Source organism: Methylosinus sp. PW1 (assembly GCF_000745215.1).
Classification (GTDB): domain Bacteria; phylum Pseudomonadota; class Alphaproteobacteria; order Rhizobiales; family Beijerinckiaceae; genus Methylosinus.
Genome location: NZ_JQNK01000009.1, coordinates 1,861,713 through 1,878,361, shown reverse-complemented (window position 1 = coordinate 1,878,361; position 16,649 = coordinate 1,861,713). Strand labels below are relative to the sequence as shown.

Annotated in this window: 17 protein-coding genes and 1 pseudogene; 9 read left to right on the top strand and 9 right to left on the bottom strand. The window is 62.1% G+C overall.

The window, feature by feature from the left end; translation table 11 throughout:
* The first annotated feature begins 7 nt into the window (after window positions 1-7).
* Together K369_RS18600 and K369_RS18595 are read left to right on the top strand one after the other, a co-directional pair.
* A complete protein-coding gene (locus K369_RS18600; RefSeq protein WP_036293197.1) occupies window positions 8-2,791 on the top strand; it encodes a Crp/Fnr family transcriptional regulator in 2,784 nt (927 codons plus the stop codon).
* Between the two features lie 22 nt (window positions 2,792-2,813).
* Window positions 2,814-4,376 (top strand): hybrid-cluster NAD(P)-dependent oxidoreductase, encoded by a 1,563-nt coding sequence (locus K369_RS18595; RefSeq protein ID WP_084570728.1) that lies wholly within the window; start codon window positions 2,814-2,816, stop codon window positions 4,374-4,376.
* Window positions 4,377-4,557: 181 nt separating this feature from the next.
* Here the strand turns inward: K369_RS18595 and K369_RS27770 are convergent, their stop codons facing one another.
* A complete protein-coding gene (locus K369_RS27770) occupies window positions 4,558-4,788 on the bottom strand; it encodes a hypothetical protein (protein ID WP_245278242.1) in 231 nt (76 codons plus the stop codon).
* On the opposite strand from K369_RS27770, the gene K369_RS18590 reads away from it, so the two are divergent.
* From K369_RS18590 to K369_RS18575, 4 genes are all read left to right on the top strand, one after another.
* The gene (locus K369_RS18590; protein WP_245278241.1) at window positions 4,787-5,728 is read left to right on the top strand and encodes an alpha-amylase; all 942 of its coding nucleotides are present in this window, start codon (window positions 4,787-4,789) and stop codon (window positions 5,726-5,728) included. The genes K369_RS27770 and K369_RS18590 overlap by 2 nt on opposite strands.
* Before the next feature lie 158 nt (window positions 5,729-5,886).
* Entirely contained in the window at window positions 5,887-6,147 is a 261-nt protein-coding gene (locus K369_RS18585; RefSeq protein ID WP_036293192.1) for a hypothetical protein, read from the top strand.
* Window positions 6,148-6,230: 83 nt separating this feature from the next.
* Window positions 6,231-7,076, top strand: a complete 846-nt coding sequence (locus K369_RS18580; RefSeq protein ID WP_036293186.1) for a DUF692 domain-containing protein — start codon at window positions 6,231-6,233, stop codon at window positions 7,074-7,076.
* A complete protein-coding gene (locus K369_RS18575) occupies window positions 7,073-7,864 on the top strand; it encodes a DNA-binding domain-containing protein (RefSeq protein ID WP_036293183.1) in 792 nt (263 codons plus the stop codon). The genes K369_RS18580 and K369_RS18575 overlap by 4 nt, the downstream gene beginning before the upstream one ends.
* An 11-nt stretch (window positions 7,865-7,875) precedes the next feature.
* Here the strand turns inward: K369_RS18575 and K369_RS18570 are convergent, their stop codons facing one another.
* From K369_RS18570 to K369_RS18535, 6 genes are all read right to left on the bottom strand, one after another.
* Window positions 7,876-8,361, bottom strand: a complete 486-nt coding sequence (locus K369_RS18570) for a DoxX family protein (protein WP_036286808.1) — start codon at window positions 8,359-8,361, stop codon at window positions 7,876-7,878.
* Complete coding sequence (locus tag K369_RS18565; RefSeq protein WP_036295804.1) at window positions 8,358-9,119, bottom strand: DNA-binding domain-containing protein; 762 nt, start codon at window positions 9,117-9,119, stop codon at window positions 8,358-8,360. Before K369_RS18565 ends, K369_RS18570 begins: the two co-directional genes overlap by 4 nt.
* Window positions 9,120-9,133: 14 nt before the next feature.
* Window positions 9,134-10,003 carry a DUF692 domain-containing protein gene (locus tag K369_RS18560; protein WP_036293170.1) on the bottom strand — a complete coding sequence of 290 codons (870 nt, stop codon included), beginning with the start codon at window positions 10,001-10,003 and terminating at the stop codon, window positions 9,134-9,136.
* A 40-nt stretch (window positions 10,004-10,043) separates the two neighbouring features.
* A complete protein-coding gene (locus K369_RS18555) occupies window positions 10,044-10,328 on the bottom strand; it encodes a DUF2282 domain-containing protein (protein ID WP_036286815.1) in 285 nt (94 codons plus the stop codon).
* A 1,047-nt stretch (window positions 10,329-11,375) separates the two neighbouring features.
* The gene (locus tag K369_RS18540) at window positions 11,376-11,927 is read right to left on the bottom strand and encodes an RNA polymerase sigma factor (RefSeq protein ID WP_036293166.1); all 552 of its coding nucleotides are present in this window, start codon (window positions 11,925-11,927) and stop codon (window positions 11,376-11,378) included.
* A gap of 10 nt (window positions 11,928-11,937) precedes the next feature.
* A complete protein-coding gene (locus tag K369_RS18535; protein WP_371033320.1) occupies window positions 11,938-12,132 on the bottom strand; it encodes a DUF2892 domain-containing protein in 195 nt (64 codons plus the stop codon).
* A 282-nt stretch (window positions 12,133-12,414) separates the two neighbouring features.
* On the opposite strand from K369_RS18535, the gene K369_RS28045 reads away from it, so the two are divergent.
* On the top strand, window positions 12,415-12,588 hold the full coding sequence (locus tag K369_RS28045) for a GDCCVxC domain-containing (seleno)protein (protein ID WP_305727892.1): 174 nt from the start codon (window positions 12,415-12,417) through the stop codon (window positions 12,586-12,588).
* 159 nt (window positions 12,589-12,747) lie between these two features.
* Window positions 12,748-12,942, top strand: a pseudogene (locus K369_RS28300) (ATP-binding protein); the annotation flags it as partial.
* A 239-nt stretch (window positions 12,943-13,181) separates the two neighbouring features.
* Here K369_RS28300 and K369_RS18525 read toward each other — a convergent pair.
* Together K369_RS18525 and K369_RS18520 are read right to left on the bottom strand one after the other, a co-directional pair.
* The gene (locus tag K369_RS18525) at window positions 13,182-14,558 is read right to left on the bottom strand and encodes a multicopper oxidase family protein (RefSeq protein WP_036295796.1); all 1,377 of its coding nucleotides are present in this window, start codon (window positions 14,556-14,558) and stop codon (window positions 13,182-13,184) included.
* A gap of 20 nt (window positions 14,559-14,578) precedes the next feature.
* Window positions 14,579-15,940, bottom strand: a complete 1,362-nt coding sequence (locus tag K369_RS18520) for a TolC family protein (protein WP_245278240.1) — start codon at window positions 15,938-15,940, stop codon at window positions 14,579-14,581.
* A gap of 606 nt (window positions 15,941-16,546) precedes the next feature.
* On the opposite strand from K369_RS18520, the gene K369_RS28295 reads away from it, so the two are divergent.
* Complete coding sequence (locus K369_RS28295) at window positions 16,547-16,645, top strand: DUF2905 family protein (protein WP_371033319.1); 99 nt, start codon at window positions 16,547-16,549, stop codon at window positions 16,643-16,645.
* Window positions 16,646-16,649: the final 4 nt, after the last annotated feature.

The window sequence follows — 16,649 nt, the reverse complement described above, 5'->3', positions numbered from 1 at the left end:
GCGTTCCATGCGGAACGTCAGAGTCATCGTGCTGATCGCTTGGGGCGCGCTCATCGCCGCCTTGTTCTACGATCCGCTGACAGCATGGCTCACACTGCCCGATTCGGGCAGCCCGTTTCGGATCGGCGAGGATCCAGTCGTCATTCAGGGCGCGCCGCGCTATTCGACGCCTTATTCCATGACGAACCGCATTTTCTGGACGATGGCGGTGCCGCTCGTCCCCTTCTCGATCATGCTGCTCGGCCATGAATTCTGGCGTCGCGTCTGCCCCCTTTCGCACGCCAGCCAGTTCGCCCGCATGTTCGGCTTCGAGCGTAAGCTGCCGAATTTGAATCGCAAGACGGGACGGGTCGAGCGCATATTGGCGCTGCTGCCCTCGCAATCCTGGCTACGCCGCAATCATTACTATTTCCAGCTCGGGTTTTTGACGCTGGGTGTGACGGGTCGCATCCTCTTCTACAATTCGAGCCATATCGCTCTCGCGGCGGCTTTCATCTTCATCATCTCTTTCGCGATCTTCGTCGGCTTCACATATGGCGGCAAGAGCTGGTGCAACTATTTCTGTCCGACGGCGGTGGTGCAGCAGATCTACACCGGTCCCGGCGGCCTCTTCGATTCCAAGCCGCACATCGAGCGCGTGGCGATCAAGCAATCCTCCTGTCGCGCTTCGACCGACGCCGCCGACCGCAGCATTTGCGTCGGCTGCATGACGAATTGCCCGGACATCGACCTCGAAAATAATTATTGGAAGGCCGTCGATCTCGATCAGAAGCGGAACGTCTATTATCTGTTTTTCGGCCTCGTTTTTGGATTCTACACTTATTATTTCATCTATTCCGGCACATGGGACTATTATATGAGCGGCTACTGGACGCATGAGAGCGACCAGTTCGGCGCGTTGCTGAAGTCCGGCCTCTATATCGGCGGTCACGCCTATCCGGTTCCGAAGATCGTCGCCGCGCCGGCCTATATTCTCCTCTGCATGGGCGTCTCATTCGGACTGTTCGTCGCTTTGGAGAGGTTCTATGCTTGGTGCGCCGCAGCGCGCGGCGTCTCGCTCTCCAAGGCGCAGCGTCGGCACCATATGTTGACGATTTCGGGCTTCGCCGCTTTCACTTTCTTTTACGCTTTCGCGGGCCGGCCGAATATTCTGCTGATGCCGCCCATCGCCATCAAGCTCATCGATCTCGCCATTGCCGCGACCTCGGTCGCTTGGCTCATCCGCTCGCTGACGCGCAACGCGGATCTCTACCGGCACGAGAGCGTCGGCCATGCGCTGCGGCAGGAACTTGAGCGCCTGGGCTTTCGATCGGAGGCGTTTCTGGACGGTCGCTCGCTGGACGAGCTGTCCGCCGATGAAATCTATGTGCTCGCCAAGACGATCCCCAACTTCTCGGTCGACCAGAAGCGCAACGCCTATCGCGCCATTCTCGCCGATGCGCTCGCGACGGGTCAGACGCGCTCCTCGGAGAGCTTGAAGCTGCTGCGGGATTTGCGCGTCCAGCTCGGCCTTTCCGACTCCGACCATGACGCGATCGCCCATGCGCTCGGCGTCGAGGATCCGTCGCTGTTCAACTCCGATCTCGCGCGAACTGTCGAGGAACATGCGCGACGGCGGAACTATCGTGAATTCGTGATCGATCTCGTCCAAAAGGGGCTCGCGGCCGGCGTCGCTCCAAAGGCCTGGCTGGCGCGGGCGGAGACGTTCGCCTCGATCCGGCAGATGCGCAATTGGTTCAATATTTCCGATGAGGAGCATGCCGAGATCGTCGGCGAGGCGACCAATGATCAGACGCGGCTGACGGAGCGGATCGAGGCCCTGTCGCATTCGCTGAAATGGACCGAGGCGGCGCGCTTCACGCTCTCGCACGAGAAGCGGCCGGAGGCGTCGCTGCTGGCGAAGACGATCGTCAAATGGCAGGCTCAGCTCGTGCGGGAAATCGTCCATCTCGCCGCGACGCTCGATGACGCCGCGCGCGCAGCGGAACTCGTGCGGCCGATCGCGCTCATTCTCGGGACGGAGGGAAAATCCGCCCTCGCGGAAACGATCGATGCGGCGCCCACCGCATTGCGCGACGCTATTCACGCGGCCAGAACCATGGCTTCCGCATCCTATTTCGAGATCATCGAAATGTCGCGGCCGGCGGATGTGGTGTTTCGGACCTTTCTCGACGATCGCGACGCGCTCGTGCGCGCGCTCGCAGTCTCCGCGCTCGCGGCCGAATCCGCGGAAGGCGCCGCTCTCGCCCGTGAGATGTTCGCTCACAGCGAGGCCCTGCCGCCTCTCGCCGAGGAGATCGTCGCCCGCGCCAAGCATGGCGAGCGCTCGCCCATCGTGCTGATCATGGCGGAGCTCCTCGTCTCCTCGGTATTCTCGCGCGTCGATCTGTCGGAGCTCGCCGAGATCGCTCGCCGCTCGACGATCGAGCGCCATCCGAAAGGGACGCAGATCTGCCGTCAAGGCGAAAGCTCCGATGGCATGTTCGTGCTGGTTCGCGGAGAGACCATCGCGTGGGTCGCCGACAAGAACGGTCGTGAAATCATCGGTCGCGGCAACGCGGGCACTGTGTTCGGCGAGCTCGGCGTCATCAGCGGCCGGCCGCGCGCGGCGTCGGTCGAGGTGACGAGCGACGAAGCGACCGTGATCGCAATTCCGCGAAGCGCCGTCGACGATCTGCTCGGGCGCGATGCGAGCGCCGCGCAGAGCATATTGAAGACCGTCACGGGCTATCTGCTCGACAATATGGCCGCCGCATCGGCCAAAGCGAAACAGGAATTGCAGACATCATGACAGCCGCTGGCGGACGCCGATCATGACAGCAACGAAAGACAAAGCCATGGCGGTCGTCGAGCTGCCGATGCTGCTCTTCCTGCGGATCGCCGATGGCGACGGCGCGATGTCGGCCTTGGAAATGGAGCGTTTCGACGCTCTGCTGCACTCTCCCGACTGGTGCCGCTCGCCTCTGCTGCGTCAGTCGCTGCCGCTCACGGAGCGCGACAAGGGCGCCTTGTGGCGTCGCTATGTCGATGGCGATCTCGCTGTCGATTCGGGCGCCGTCGCGGCGGCGCTCGACAGTGTGCTCGCCGAGATCCCCTCCGAGGAGCAGGCCATCTTCGAGCAGGACCTGCTGTCCTTCTCGCGTCGAATTCTCGAAGCCGCCGATCGTCACGCGGGATGGTTCAGGACCGATCAGAAGGCGCATGTTTCCTTCGAGGCTCTCGGCGAGCTGATCCGGCGGCCGTCCGCCCGTGGACACGCCGCCGCTCTGTATCGCATGTCGAAGACCCGGCCGGTCCCGACGGATAGCGACGGCGCGCTGCATCTGGCGCTCGCCGGAGACGATAGCTTCTGGCGAGGCGGCAAGCTGTCCTTGAGCTGCCTGCGCGTCATCGACGAGACGCATGACGTCAAGACCTTCGACTTCGTCGCCGAGCCGCGGAAGTTCTTCTGCTACGAGCCCGGACAATTCGTCACGCTGGAGCTGCCGATCGACGGGCGGATGGTTCGCCGCAGCTACACGATCTCGTCGTCGCCCTCGCGGCCGCATATTCTCTCGGTGACGGTCAAGCGCGTCGAGAATGGCCTCGTCTCCAATTGGCTGCACGATCACTTCCGGGCGGGCATGACGCTCTCGGCCGATGGCCCCTATGGCAAATTCACTTGCGTCGACGGCGCCGCCGGACCCTATCTCTTCATCTCCGGCGGCAGCGGCGTCACGCCGGTCATGTCCATGGCGCGCTGGCTGCTGGACACGGCCGCCGACGCCGACATTCGCTTCGTGCATTTCGCGCGACGTCCGGAAGATTTCGTCTATGAACGCGAGCTTCGAATGCTCGAGGCGCGCTTTCCCAATTTTCGCTGCGCCTTCGCTTGCTCTCGCGCGACGCCGGACGAATGGAGCGGCCCGGTCGGGCGCTTCTCGATCGATCTTCTGTCGCTGCTCGCGCCCGATATGATGTCGCGAGCCGTTTATCTCTGCGGTCCCGACGGCTTCACGGAGAGCGTGCGCGCCGGCCTGACGGAAGCAGGCTTCGACATGTCGCGATTTGCGCAGGAGAGCTTCGGCGGAGCGCCGAGCCCCGCGGCTGCATCGGCAAAGCCGGCCGATGCGCCGCCTGCAAAAATCGTCTTTTCGACGAGCGGCAAGGAGATCGAATGCACGAGCTCCGATTATGTGCTCGACATCGCGCTCGCCAATGGAATCGAGGCTGCGAATTCCTGTCGCGCCGGCCAATGCGGCGTCTGCAAGACGACAGCGCTCGAAGGAAAGGCCGTCCATGATTGCACGGATAGCCTCACCGAGGAGGACATCGGCCTCGGATTGATTCTCGCATGTCGAGCAAGGCCCGAAGGAATCCTGGTCGTCGATCTTTGAGATCCGTTCCGGTCGATATCGCGATTCGGCTGCTCATCACGAGCTACGCGAGGACGCGCGGACTCGTCGCGAGAGCGTTGCCGAAAAGACACACATGCAGGCAAATAGCTACGGAAACACGCGGGAAATAGAATTTCAGACTTAAGCTAGAGCATTCACTCCCGTAGTCTCGGCGCTCGATTTACATCGTTTCGGGGCGCGGATCGAAATCGCATCGATCCGTTGGAGCGGGGGCAATAATGAAGAAATTTTCTGCCGTATCGGCAATGGCGCTCGCCTTGTCCGCAAATGCTGCGCATGCGGAGGACGTATCGTCCGCCAGCGGCTGGCTCGCAACGGCGGCAGCGGCCGCGCCGGCCGCTGCGCCCGCGCCATTGGCCCCGGCGCCCATGGGCGTTTTCGGCGCCGACATGCCACCGCCTGAGAAGCTCGTGCTCTCGATCACGCCGAACTTCGCCAATCTTTCGGGCATGAGGATCGGCACGCGCAATGTGTCGAACGAATATATCGTCAACAACGTCCCGTTCTTCCTCAACCCGACGCGCACCGTGCGCATCGTTCCTCAGAACATCGCGGCGAAGACGCAGGTGGTCGGCCTCGCCTATGGCGTGACAAAGGACTTCTCGCTGGTCTTCACCGGCGGCATGGGCGAGAAAAATCTGGAGCCGCTGACCTTCAGCGGCGCGACGGGCAGCCAACAGCGCGGAAGAAGCTATGTGGGGACGGTCGGCCTCGTCGACTTCTCCCTGTCGGGCATCTATCGCGTCTATCAGGACGACATCCACCGCATTCAGATCAATCTCGGCTTCTCCTTTCCGACAGGCAGCAATCACGCGACCTTCAACGGCCTGCTTCTGCCGGACGGCTCGCGCGCCCTGGTCCGCGCCTTCTATGGAATGCAGCAGGGCACGGGAACTTTCGACATCATGCCGGGCGTCGTCTATGCGGGCCATCTCGACCAATGGTCCTGGGGCGTCTCCTATCGCGGACGCCATCCGCTGGCCGCCAATCCGCAAGGCTACATGTGGGGAAATCTGCATGAGTTCAACGGCTGGGCGGGCTACACCTGGATTCCGGGCCTGACGACGACGTTTCGCGTGCTCGGCTCTGTGCAGGGACGCATCGCCGGCTTCGACCCGGAGATTCGCGGAATCGCCGCGCCGACCAATCCGCTCTTCTATGGCGGCAAGCGCGTCGAGCTGTTCGGCGGTTGGACGGTCAGCGGAAAGTTCATCGGATTCGACAATCTGACGCTCGCCGCGGAAGCCGGTCTTCCAGTCTACCAGGATCTCAACGGCCCACAGATCATGAAGAACTGGCAGGCGGGCATGTCGCTGCGTCTGCGAATTTAGTCCGCCGAGGCGCACGGCGTTCGTGAGAAAGAATTTTTCCAAGAGCCGCACGCCTTGTGTAATTTTTCTCTCCGGTGGACGTATAAACGACAGGCGAGCTCGGGCTTCCGAGCTCGCCAGGTCGCTTCCGAAGCGACCGAACGTCCGAGGAGACAAGAATGAAAACCAATATCGTTTCAGGCGTCTCGATTGCAGCTGCCGCGGTCGCTCTCGCGGTGAGCGGCGCCGCCGTCACGCCGGCGCTCGCCAAAAAGGCTCCCGTCCATTGCGCGGGCGTCAATGCTTGCAAAGGCAAGAGCGCGTGCAAGACCGAGAGCAGCGCCTGCAAGGGGCAGAATGCCTGCAAGGGCCAGGGCTGGCTGCCGGTCAAATCCGAGAAGGCCTGCAAGGCGAAGGGCGGCACGGTCGCCCAAATGTGATCGCGTCGGCGCGGGCGACTGTCATGCGCGCGCCCGCGCCGATTTCCATTTCGTAAATCACATCATCGCTCGGGAGGATCGGCATGAGCGCGCCGTCATCGCTCGGTTTCGGGCTCGGGCTTCGATCGACCTATTATCCGATCATTCTGGAGCAGAAGCCCAGCGTCGATTGGTTCGAGATCATTTCTGAAAATTATATGATTCCCGGCGGACGGCCGCTCGCTATTCTCGATCGCATCCGCGCCGATTACCCGATCGTGATGCATGGCGTCTCGATGTCGCTCGCCTCCACCGATCCGCTCGATCTCGACTATCTCGGTGCGCTGAAAGCGCTGGCGGAACGCGTCGAGCCCGCGTGGATTTCCGATCATCTGGCCTGGACAGGCGTTCACGGCGCCAATCTGCATGATCTCTTGCCGATCCCCTATACGCGCGAAGCGCTCGATCATGTCGTGGACCGCATCCGCCGTGCGCAGGATTTTCTCGGCCGTCGGCTGCTCGTCGAAAACGCGTCCACCTATACGACCTTCCAAGAGTCCGATATGGAGGAGTGGGAGTTCCTGACGGAAATGGCGCAGCGCGCCGATTGCCTGCTCCTGCTCGACGTGAACAATATTTTCGTGTCCGGCTTCAACCACGGTTTCGACGCCGAAAAATTCATGGATTCGATTCCGGTCGAGAGAGTCGCGCAAATGCACCTCGCCGGGCATACGAGCTATGAAACGCATAAGATCGACACGCACGACCAGCCTGTCTGCGAGGAGGTTTGGACGCTCTATGAGCGCGCGCGAATCCGCTTCGGCGACGTTGCCGCCATGGTCGAGCGGGACGACAATTATCCGCCCTTCGAGGAGTTGCTCGCCGAGATGGAGCGCATGCGCGAGATCGCGCGCCGAGCCGACCAGTTCCGCGCGCGGAGCGCGGCATGACGCTGCGCGAGCTGCAAGAGCGCTTTCAGGCCGGCGTGCTCGCAGGGCTCGAATCCGGCGAGACGGCGATTCTCGATTCGCTTCGGGATTCGCCGCGCGCCGATCGCAAGACGCTGTTCGGAGTCTATGTCGACGCCTATCGCCTGCGTCTCGCCGAATTCATCTCCAATGATTTCCCGACTCTTCGGGAGTTCATGGGCGATGACGCCTTCGGCGCTCTGGTCGAGGCGTATATCGCCGCGGCGCCGTCGCGCCATCGCAATGCGCGATGGTATGCGTGGCGTTTGCCCGAGTTCATGCGCGAGAGCCCGCAGTGGAGAAGCGACCGAGCGGCCTGTGATCTCGCGCTGTTCGAGAGAGGCTTGGCGGATGCGTTCGATGCTGCGGATGCTCCGACGCTCGCCATAGACGCGCTGGCCGCCACAGAGGCTGAAGACTGGCCGCGACTGGTCTTCGAATTTCATCCGAGCGTCGCGACGCTCGACCTCGCCAAAGGGGTCGCGCGCCTCTACGGCGCGCTCGTCGATGGGGAGGAGGCCGAGCGCCCCGATCAAGAAAGCGTCGAAACGATTCTCATCTGGCGCAGAGACGACGAGCCCGTCTATCGCGAGATCGGCGAGGACGAGCGTCTCGCGCTCATCGAGGCGCGAGACGGCAAGAGCTTCGGCGATATTTGCACGCTGCTCGAGTTTCAGAACAATGACGAGACTCTGTTGCAGCGCGCCGCCGGGTTCCTCGCGCAATGGTTCACAGACGGTCTGGTGACGAGAATTTCGCTGTCCGCGTGACGCGCCCGCTCTCACATATGCGCGCACCGGCGCGGCAGCAGGCGATCGATCGAAACGACGCCCGGTCCGCGCGCGACGACGAGCAGCAGGCAGGTCGCCCAGACGCCATGCGTCGGCCATGCGTCGGGATAGACGAAGATTTCGATCACCAGCGTCATGGCGAGCAGCGCCGCTGCGGCGAGCCGGCTCGCGAGACCGAACAGGAGCAGAACCGGAAAAACATGCTCCATGATCGTGGCGGCATGCGCCGCGACGACGGGATCGAGCAGCGGCAGCTTATAATCTTCCTTGAAGAGATAGACGGCGTTTTCCGAGACGCGCCAACCCTCGAGCTTCGTCTGTCCGGACTGCCAGAAGACGGCGGCCGGGAAAATGCGGGCGCCGAGCGCGATGAGGGAATAGGGAATGCGTTCGAGCGCCCCGATCACGCGCTGCGTGAGGACGCAGAGCGACGCTCCCGATGCGGGCCGCGTCGCTTCATGAGCGGAATCATTCATGTGTCACCTCTGAATGCAGTGAAAAATCCTGCCGTGAGCGCCTCGACGAGCGCCATGGACAAATCGAATGCCGGCTCCTCGGCGATCGCGGCGCGAACGGCGTCGCCGAATTCGGCGCCCGCGGCGAGGCGCTGAAGGAAGGCCGCTCCGCCGGGCGCGAGGCGATGTGTCTCGACGCGCATTCGCGGACGGGTCACGAGAGCGTCCTCGGCGTCCCAATGCTCGAGCGGCGCCGCCTCGGCTTCGCCCGCGTTCATCGCCCATATCGTCACCATCGGATGATCGGACCGCAGGACGAAGGCCGATGGGTGAATTTCGAAAGTGAGCTCCGCCAGACGATCGGGAGCGACCGAGGCCAGCGATAGCGGCGACAGCGGCTCTCTGTCGACGGCGTGATAGGCGCGTACGCGCGCATCCTCGAGCCGCGCGACATCGGCGAGATAGGGCAGCTCAGAAGCGGGCGCGAAGCCCGCGACGAAATCGGCGAAATCCTCGCCATATTCGAGCAGCACAGCGGAGGTCGGCGGCCGCAGGAGCACGAACTCGCGCGCCATTGCGGCGAAAAATTCTTCGCCCACGAGACGCTCCACCGCGGGAAAGCGTGTGGCCAGCGCCCGGATGAGCCCGCCGATGACGCTATTGCGATAGACCTCGAAACGATCGGCGGCCGCGCCCCTCTCGGAAACCAGAGAAGCAGGCGCCGCGAGACGCGCCTCGCGCAGGGCGGCGGCGAATTGCGCCTGCGCTCTCTCCCACATTCGCGCGGTCTCTCTCATGCGGCCCGCCGCGCTGCGCCGTCGAGAACGGATTGCGCGCGCTGCGCCTCCTGCGCGAGCGCCGCCCATTCGGGCGTTTCATTGTCCCATTCGACGAGGGTCGCGACAGGACCTGTCTGCGCGAGCGCCTGACCGAAAAGCGCCCATACGGCCTCGCCCACAGGGGCGCAATGGGCGTCGAGCGCAAAAGCCTCGCCACGCGCGCCGCGCGTCTCGAAATGGCCGGCGAGATGGATTTCGCGCACATGAGCGAAAGCGAATCTGGACAAATAGGCCGCCGCGTCGAAGCCCTTGTTCGTCGCCGTCACATAGATGTTCTCGACGTCGAGAAGCAATCCGCAGCCGCTGCGATCGGCGATCTCGGCGAGAAACTCGGGCTCGGAAATCTCCGTTTCCACGAAAGAGAGATAGGTCGCTGGATTTTCCAGCAAAATCTGCCGCCCGAGACAGCTCTGGATCTCGTCGACCTTCTCGATCGCCCGCTCCAGCGTTTCGCGCGTGTAGGGCAGCGGCAGGAGATCGTTGAAGAAGACGCCGCCATGCGTCGACCAGGCCAGATGCTCGGAAATGCTCTCCGGCCGATAGCGGTCGCAGAGAGCGCGCAATCGCTCCAAATGTCGACGATCGATCGGCTCGCTGGAGCCGATCGAAAGCCCGACGCAGTGAATCGAAAGCGGATATTCCTGGCGAAGACGCGAGAGCTGGCGATGCGGCGGACCGCCATCGCCCATGTAATTTTCCGCGTGAATCTCGAAAAACCCCACGGAAGGCGCGCCGGAGAAGATCGCATCGAAATGCGCCGGCTTGAAGCCGACCCCGGCGAGAGCAGGAAGACGGGACGAAAAGGTCGAAACGGTTTCGCCCATGCCGCTCCCCGCGCGCCTTTGTGACGGAATGTCGCGAAGATCAGGTGCGCCGCTTGAGCGCCTCCAGCGAGCCATTGCCGAAGGGCGTCTCGATCGAGACGCAGGTCCCGCGCGGAACATATTTCCAGGCGTTGCCTTGATAATCGATCTTGGACGATCCGGCGCAGGTCGTTCCAGGGCCGGCGGCGCAATCATTTTGACCCTTGAGGGCGACGCCGAAGCATTTTTCCTTGCCCTCTTCCTCCGCCGGAGCGGCGGAAGCCAAGAGGGTGAGAGCCGTGGTGAGCGATCCCACCAGCGCGAGATTGAAAGAACGACGATCCATCCAATGCCTCCTCTTATGAGCCGAAGCCGGCCTGCAAGCTAAATTCGCGCAACTGGGAAAATTGTTACGGACTCTCGATTCCCCGCGCAAGCGCGCCGGAGACCGCAGACGCGATGGGAAGCCCCTGGCTGGCGCCACGACCGATCGAGACGAGTTCTACCGACGCAGCGCAACCAATTGATCCGCCGCCAGACGGCCAATTCAGCGAGCTTTTGAATAATGGCGCAAGAGCGCAGCTCCGTCCGGCGAGGTCCAGTCCACTTCGCCGGTGATATAGCCGACCACGCGTCCTCGAGGATCGATCACGTAGGAAATCGGCATGCCGCGAAGAACAAAAGGCGCCTCTCGCGTTTCGGACGGTGGCGTGGCGATGCGGCCCTCGGGGTCGAGGAACGAAAGGAGATGCGCGACCCCGGCTTGCCATCGATCCGTTCGAACGTCACGGGCGGCGCCTTGGTCTGTGGTCGGAGTTCGATGAACTGCGACGTGGCCGACATTAGTGACGGCGGAGCGTCTGATTCCGATGCGGCCGCGGCGCTCGCCGAAACGGCGCCGAGAAGAGTAGCGACCATGGCGGCGCGGAGCAGCCGGACCGCCATGATGTGCTTCGGAGGCCGGGCGATCGTGCGAGGCGCCGCCCAATCCTTGTCGCGAGGAGCAGGACCGGGGCCTAGTAGTCGGCCCCGGCGATCACATCTCGGCAACCGTGCCGCCCTGCGCTGTGCAAGCTTCGGCGGAGTCGGCGGGCGCCCACCCTCGACCCTTGCAGGCGTTCAGGCCCTTGCAGGAGCTGTTCGCACTCTTGCATGCGCTCAATCCTTTGCAAGAATTGATGCCAACGCAATGCACAGGATTCGCCGCCGTCTTAGCGAGCGCGCTCGTCGCTGCGCCATTGATAGCTAGGGTAACCTCGGCGATGGCGAGCGACGCTCCGTATGCGACCTTTATCTTCATAGCTTTATTCCTTTTTGGTTCGGCTCGAAATCGAGCCCATAGCTTCGAGCGGCTCTCGATGCGAAAGCCCAGTCCCGAATTGTATTCGGCTTTTCAGAGGCGATCCTGCGCGGGATAGGCCGCTGACGAGTCGACGCCGATGAGATATTCTCGGACCAATAAGCGCCCCCGACGCAAGCGGGCTTTGGCGGTTTGGACGGTGATTTCGAGACGCTCGCAAATCTCGGCGATCGTCATCTCCTCGAAGTCACGCAAAAGGATCACGTCCAAATAATGAGCGGGCAAGGATTCGAGCGCGAAGGCCAATTCCATTCGTAGCTCGTCCATCGGACGCGCTGCGAGCCGTTCCGCGATCCTTTCCTCGTCCAACTCCTCGTGGGCGACCATCCGTCGCGACAATCGTCGGCATTCGCGACGGACGACCGTGAACAGCCAGCCGGCGAAGGATGCCGCCGTTCTCAGCGTACTCAAGCGCTGCACGACAATCAGAAGCGCCTCTTGCACCGCGTCATCGATCTCGCTGATCATGCAATGGCGCGTGGCGTAGCGGCGCGCGTCGAACCGGCACTCGGCGAGTAGACGGTCCAGCGCTGCGGCGTCGCCTCCTTGGGCGCGGACGACGAGATCGTGCGAGCAAGCCGCCATCGCCTTCCCCTCAGTGACCGAGCCGACGACCCACCATGGCGCAAGCAGGGCAAAAGCCCAGCAGCCCGCTCGTCATCGCCATGAGGCCCACGGCGCCGACGCCCCAGCCGGCCGGCGTCGCGCCGAGATAGGAGACGGAAGCGGCCACGAGCGCTAGTCCCAGCGCCACTCTGGCGACGCGTTCCCAGCCAGGAACATTCTTCACATATAGCATTTTTCCATCTCCCATCGTGGCCGAGGATCGTTCCTCGACCGATAGGAGGATCGGAAATCGATAAAAGATTCGCGGCCACCAAAAAATGTTACCGCGGGGCGGCGCGCAGGCCCGGCGCCGACACTGCCCGCAGGCTGACGCAGCACCTGAGGTTGTCGATAACGTCTGCGACACACGGAGGCCGCGCCGTTACAGCGCTGCTCAATTTTTTCGTAGAATGAAATTCGTCTTTACAATCACGCACCCGGATTGTGGCCATCGTCCGACTGCGCAATGCCAACGGATGCTTGCTTGCGCTTCTGCGAATGCAAGGGCGGTGAATCGCTTCTCGAGCCGAAGCAGGGAGGGGATTGTTGCGTTATTTACTCTCAAGGCGATACGCTATGTCCTCTGATTCAAGGAGAGCGGGAGAACATGGTCAATACGAGGGACGCAGATCTGGCGTAGCCATCTCGTCAGGCCCAATATCGAACGAATGACCACTGTTGGTTGGGAAAGCCGACATAGGGTGGGTCTCCTCGAATGGCCGGTTTTGGACTGCTCGCGACCGGCTTCCATCAACAGATCGCGGCGTTTCACGAGGCCGGGCTCGATCACCAATGGGACTACCTGCCGTTCAGCGGCTCCGGCGGAGCGCTGCTGTTCCATCTGCTGAGCAAGCTCTACGAGCGGACCAGCGTCATCATCACGACGAATCTGAGCTTCGGCGAATGGGCCGCAGTCTTCGGCGACGCCAAGATGACGACGGCTCTGCTCGATCGCCTCACTCACCGCTGCCATATCCTCGAAACTGGCAAGTGGGTGAGGAAAAAAACCTGCGAGCCGTCGCGTCGGCTTCGTCCGGCGATGACAACTTTTTTTCACATGCTCGAATTCGAGCTTTCGTGTCTGCGCCAGCTAAAAAGGACCAAGCCGACCTTGTCCATTCGATCTGCGGACGAAAACTTGTCTTTGCGCCGGCTCCGATCGGCGAGGTTCGTTGCCGCTGATTTCCTTGCTACGTCTCCCGCGGCGCTCTCAGTCTAACAATTTTTCTTTGTTCAATGATGCTCATGGTGGTGTTGGCCGGATGGCCCCGCCGCAGGGCTTTTCGTGCTCTTCATTCCTTCATGTCGCGACGCCTCTGCCGGTCGACCCCCGACGTCGTGAGCCACGGTTCCTTCCGGAAACTCGTAAGGACCTGGGTCCTTATAGTCGTTGCGAGCCAGTCCCTCTCGGATTTTCATGAGCGTGAACATGCCGCCCATTTCGATAGGTCCGAATTGGCCTGTTCCCGTCATCATGGGAAGCGCGTTATCTGGCCCCGGCATGTGCATCGACGCCATATCGCCCATCCCGGACGAACCCATGGGCATGTAACCCGGAACCAGTTTGGCAATCGCTTTGGCAACTCTGGGGCTCTGCTTTGCTCCGATGAAAGTTCTCAAATCATGTCCCATCGCATTCATCGTGTGATGCGACTTGTGACAATGCAAGGCCCAGTCGCCCGGATTGTTCGCGACGAGCTCGAAGGCGCGAATCGTTCCGACGGGGACATCGACGGTCGCTTCGGGCATTTGCGCAGATCGAGGAATCCAGCCCCCATCCGTGCCGGTGACGTAAAAATGGTGGCCATGCAGGTGAATCGGATGATTTGTCATGGTGAGATTGCCCATCCGCACGCGCACACGATCGTTCAAACGTACGACGAGCGGATCGATGCCAGGAAAGACGCGATTGTTGAATGTCCACATATTGAAGTTCGTCATCTCCACGACCTTCGGCACATAGGTCCCGGGATCGACGTCATAGGCGCCCAGCATGAAGACGAAATCGCGATCGACCCTATGCTGCTCGGGATCGCGCGGATGCACGACGATCATCCCCATCAGGCCCATCGCCATCTGCACCATTTCGTCCGAATGCGTATGGTACATGAAGGTTCCGCTCGTCTTCGGCTCGAATTCGTAGACGAAGGTCTTGCCCGGCGGAATATGAGGCTGCGTGACGCCGGCCACGCCGTCCATGCCGTTCGGCAACAAGATTCCATGCCAGTGGACCGAGGTTGGTTCCGGCAGCTTGTTCGTCACGAAAATGCGGACCTTGTCGCCTTCGACCGCCTCTATGGTCGGACCGGGCGATTGGCCGTTGTAGCCCCAAAGATGCACTTTCATCCCGGGCGCGAACTCACGCACAACGGCTTCCGCGACGAGATGGAACTCTTTGACGTCTTCCTTCATGCGCCATGGCAGGCTCCACCCGTTCAATGTCACGACGGGATGAAATTCGGGACCATTCGGGGGAAGCAGCGGAGGTCGCGTCTCCGCGCTCGTCGCATAATGCGCCTCTGGAATGCTCGCCGCCTGCGCGCGGCCGCTCAGAGCGGCGACGCTCACATATCCAGCCGCGGCGCCGATGAAGCTCCTTCGAGACATCATTGTCTGTCTCTCCTCCTGCGTCACTGGCTGGTCGCATCCATCCGCGATACGGACGTCTCTTCGACTCGCGTTTCGACTCCGCCGATGACCGCGGCCCGAAGATCGGCGTCGGCGAGCCAGAAGTCGCGTTTGGCCTCGATCGCCGCGATGTTCGCCATTATCCTCTGGCGCACCTCGGCGAGCAGCGGGAAGACGTCGATCAGCATCGCATTGTATCGCCGCAGGCTCTCATCCGTGATGATTTTGCGCAGCGGCAAAATCTCGCGCTGGTAATGATTCGCTACGTCCCATGTGGAGCGATAGGTCTGATACGCTAGGCGCGCTTCGGACCGAACGTCGACGGCTTTCGCCACGAGGCGGTTGAACGCCTGCATATAGTTCTGCTCCGCCTCGCGCGTGCGCGCCTCGCCGAAGTCGAAGATCGGAATCTCGATCGTGGCGCCGGGGCCAAAAACCCTGAATCGAACACGCTCGGTGTCGATCGTCCCGTCACTCGAAACTCTGGTGACGATTTCCCGCGTGTCCTTGTAGACGCCGGAGAGTTGGAAGACATTGACGAAGCGAGTCGCTTCGACGAGCCCGCACGATTTTGCGAGCGCATCGAGCTCTATGCCCTCGACGAAAAGATCGGGGCGACGCGCCACCGCTTCCTGCTCGACCATGGGCATGCTCTTTGGACGAGAGGGCGGCGCCGGCAAGGAGCCGGGAAGCTTGAAATCGAGATTATCGCCCCACAGGCCCAGCGACCGGATCAGCTGCTCACGTTCCGCGATCGCTCGCTGGCGCGCCTTCGCGAGCTGAGCAGCAAGATCGGCGTAGAACACTTGCTCGCGCGCCTGATCGAGCTTGTTCATCGCGCCGGTCTCGCCCAAGGCTCTGGCGAGCTGCGCGGCCGATTCGGCCGTCGAATTCGCTTTATCGAGAGAAGCGACGAGCTCCTGCGCCGCGACCGCGCGATAATAGTCTTTGCGTGCTCGGGCCGCGAGCCGGAGCGTTTCCTCGGCGGCCCGCAGCTGCGCCCGATGAAAGCGATCTGCAGCGATCTCCGCCCGCGCCGGCAAAGTCGCCAATGCGAGAATATCGGCGGCGATGATCGCCTCGAGCTCCAATTTCAATGGTCCGGCGATCCGCGAAATTGAAAAGCTCGGGTTTGGCGGAAGGACCGCGTTCACCATCGCCGCTTCCGCGGAGCCCAATGCATTATACGCCGCCTGAAGGCTACGATTTGCGAGCAGGGCGATTTGCACCGTCGAGTCTGCGGTCAGCGCTCGCGAGAGCAGAAGCTCGACGCGAGCTCGAGCGGATGCGGCGTCGTCCAGCGTGCGGATCGCTAGCACGTCCTTTTCGAGCGGGCTACCGGCGACGTCCGCGACGATGCTCATGCCGCCGTCGTCTGAAAAGCCGACACAAGCGGAAAGCGTCATGGCGGAGAGCAGCGCTGCGCCGGCTCGAAGTCTCTGGGCGATCCGCCGCCGTCGCAGCGTCGATGGAAAGCATGGGAGCCGATTCAATGCTCATGCTCCGAACCGCCGTGACGCCCTTGCTCCGACGATCGGGCCAGTTGCGCATTTTGCTCTTTCCAGGAGCCTGGCTGGACCGGCCGCTGGCTGATGTAAGAGCCGATCGTAGATCGATAATGCGTAGCAGGCGCGGGCATCCCGACGTCGAACGGTTCAGGCGCAATAAACGGCGGCGGAACTGGCGCGCAGCCATGAACTGTTCCGACGATCAAGGAAGCCGGGCCAATCTTCTCCAGGATGCAGATAAAGAATAAATATTTTCGCTTCGGCTTAGCGGCGGAAGTTTGTGGGCGCCACGACATTGAGAGGCCTCGGTAGCAGGGGATTCTTACGCCAGCCACCGAATCACTACGAAAGACGCTAACTCGCTCATGCGCGGAAAAGCTATTGGTTGCTTCACGAACCCCTCGGGCGGCGCGCTGAAGAACCGGCGAGCGGTTCGGCGTCGGCCGCCTGCCCGGGGACATAGTGGTCGAACGCGGCGATTTCCGCCTCTATATTCCCTTCACGACCTCGCCGATCGTCAGCGTCGCGCTGAGCGTCGTATCCTGCTTTTTCAATCGATGACCGC

Bases quoted from the DNA above. Each gene is read 5' to 3' on its own strand.
- K369_RS18580 (WP_036293186.1), top strand. From the start codon at position 6,231: ATGAGCGCGCCGTCATCGCTCGGTTTCGGGCTCGGGCTTCGATCGACC.
- K369_RS18570 (WP_036286808.1), bottom strand. From the start codon at position 8,361: ATGAATGATTCCGCTCATGAAGCGACGCGGCCCGCATCGGGAGCGTCG.
- K369_RS28045 (WP_305727892.1), top strand. From the start codon at position 12,415: ATGCCAACGGATGCTTGCTTGCGCTTCTGCGAATGCAAGGGCGGTGAA.
- K369_RS18600 (WP_036293197.1), top strand. From the start codon at position 8: ATGCGGAACGTCAGAGTCATCGTGCTGATCGCTTGGGGCGCGCTCATC.
- K369_RS18575 (WP_036293183.1), top strand. From the start codon at position 7,073: ATGACGCTGCGCGAGCTGCAAGAGCGCTTTCAGGCCGGCGTGCTCGCA.
- K369_RS18585 (WP_036293192.1), top strand. From the start codon at position 5,887: ATGAAAACCAATATCGTTTCAGGCGTCTCGATTGCAGCTGCCGCGGTC.
- K369_RS18555 (WP_036286815.1), bottom strand. From the start codon at position 10,328: ATGGATCGTCGTTCTTTCAATCTCGCGCTGGTGGGATCGCTCACCACG.
- K369_RS18595 (WP_084570728.1), top strand. From the start codon at position 2,814: ATGACAGCAACGAAAGACAAAGCCATGGCGGTCGTCGAGCTGCCGATG.
- K369_RS18590 (WP_245278241.1), top strand. From the start codon at position 4,787: ATGCCACCGCCTGAGAAGCTCGTGCTCTCGATCACGCCGAACTTCGCC.
- K369_RS18560 (WP_036293170.1), bottom strand. From the start codon at position 10,003: ATGGGCGAAACCGTTTCGACCTTTTCGTCCCGTCTTCCTGCTCTCGCC.
- K369_RS27770 (WP_245278242.1), bottom strand. From the start codon at position 4,788: ATGTCGGCGCCGAAAACGCCCATGGGCGCCGGGGCCAATGGCGCGGGC.
- K369_RS18565 (WP_036295804.1), bottom strand. From the start codon at position 9,119: ATGTGGGAGAGAGCGCAGGCGCAATTCGCCGCCGCCCTGCGCGAGGCG.
- K369_RS18540 (WP_036293166.1), bottom strand. From the start codon at position 11,927: ATGGCGGCTTGCTCGCACGATCTCGTCGTCCGCGCCCAAGGAGGCGAC.
- K369_RS18525 (WP_036295796.1), bottom strand. From the start codon at position 14,558: ATGATGTCTCGAAGGAGCTTCATCGGCGCCGCGGCTGGATATGTGAGC.
- K369_RS18520 (WP_245278240.1), bottom strand. From the start codon at position 15,940: ATGAGCATCGTCGCGGACGTCGCCGGTAGCCCGCTCGAAAAGGACGTG.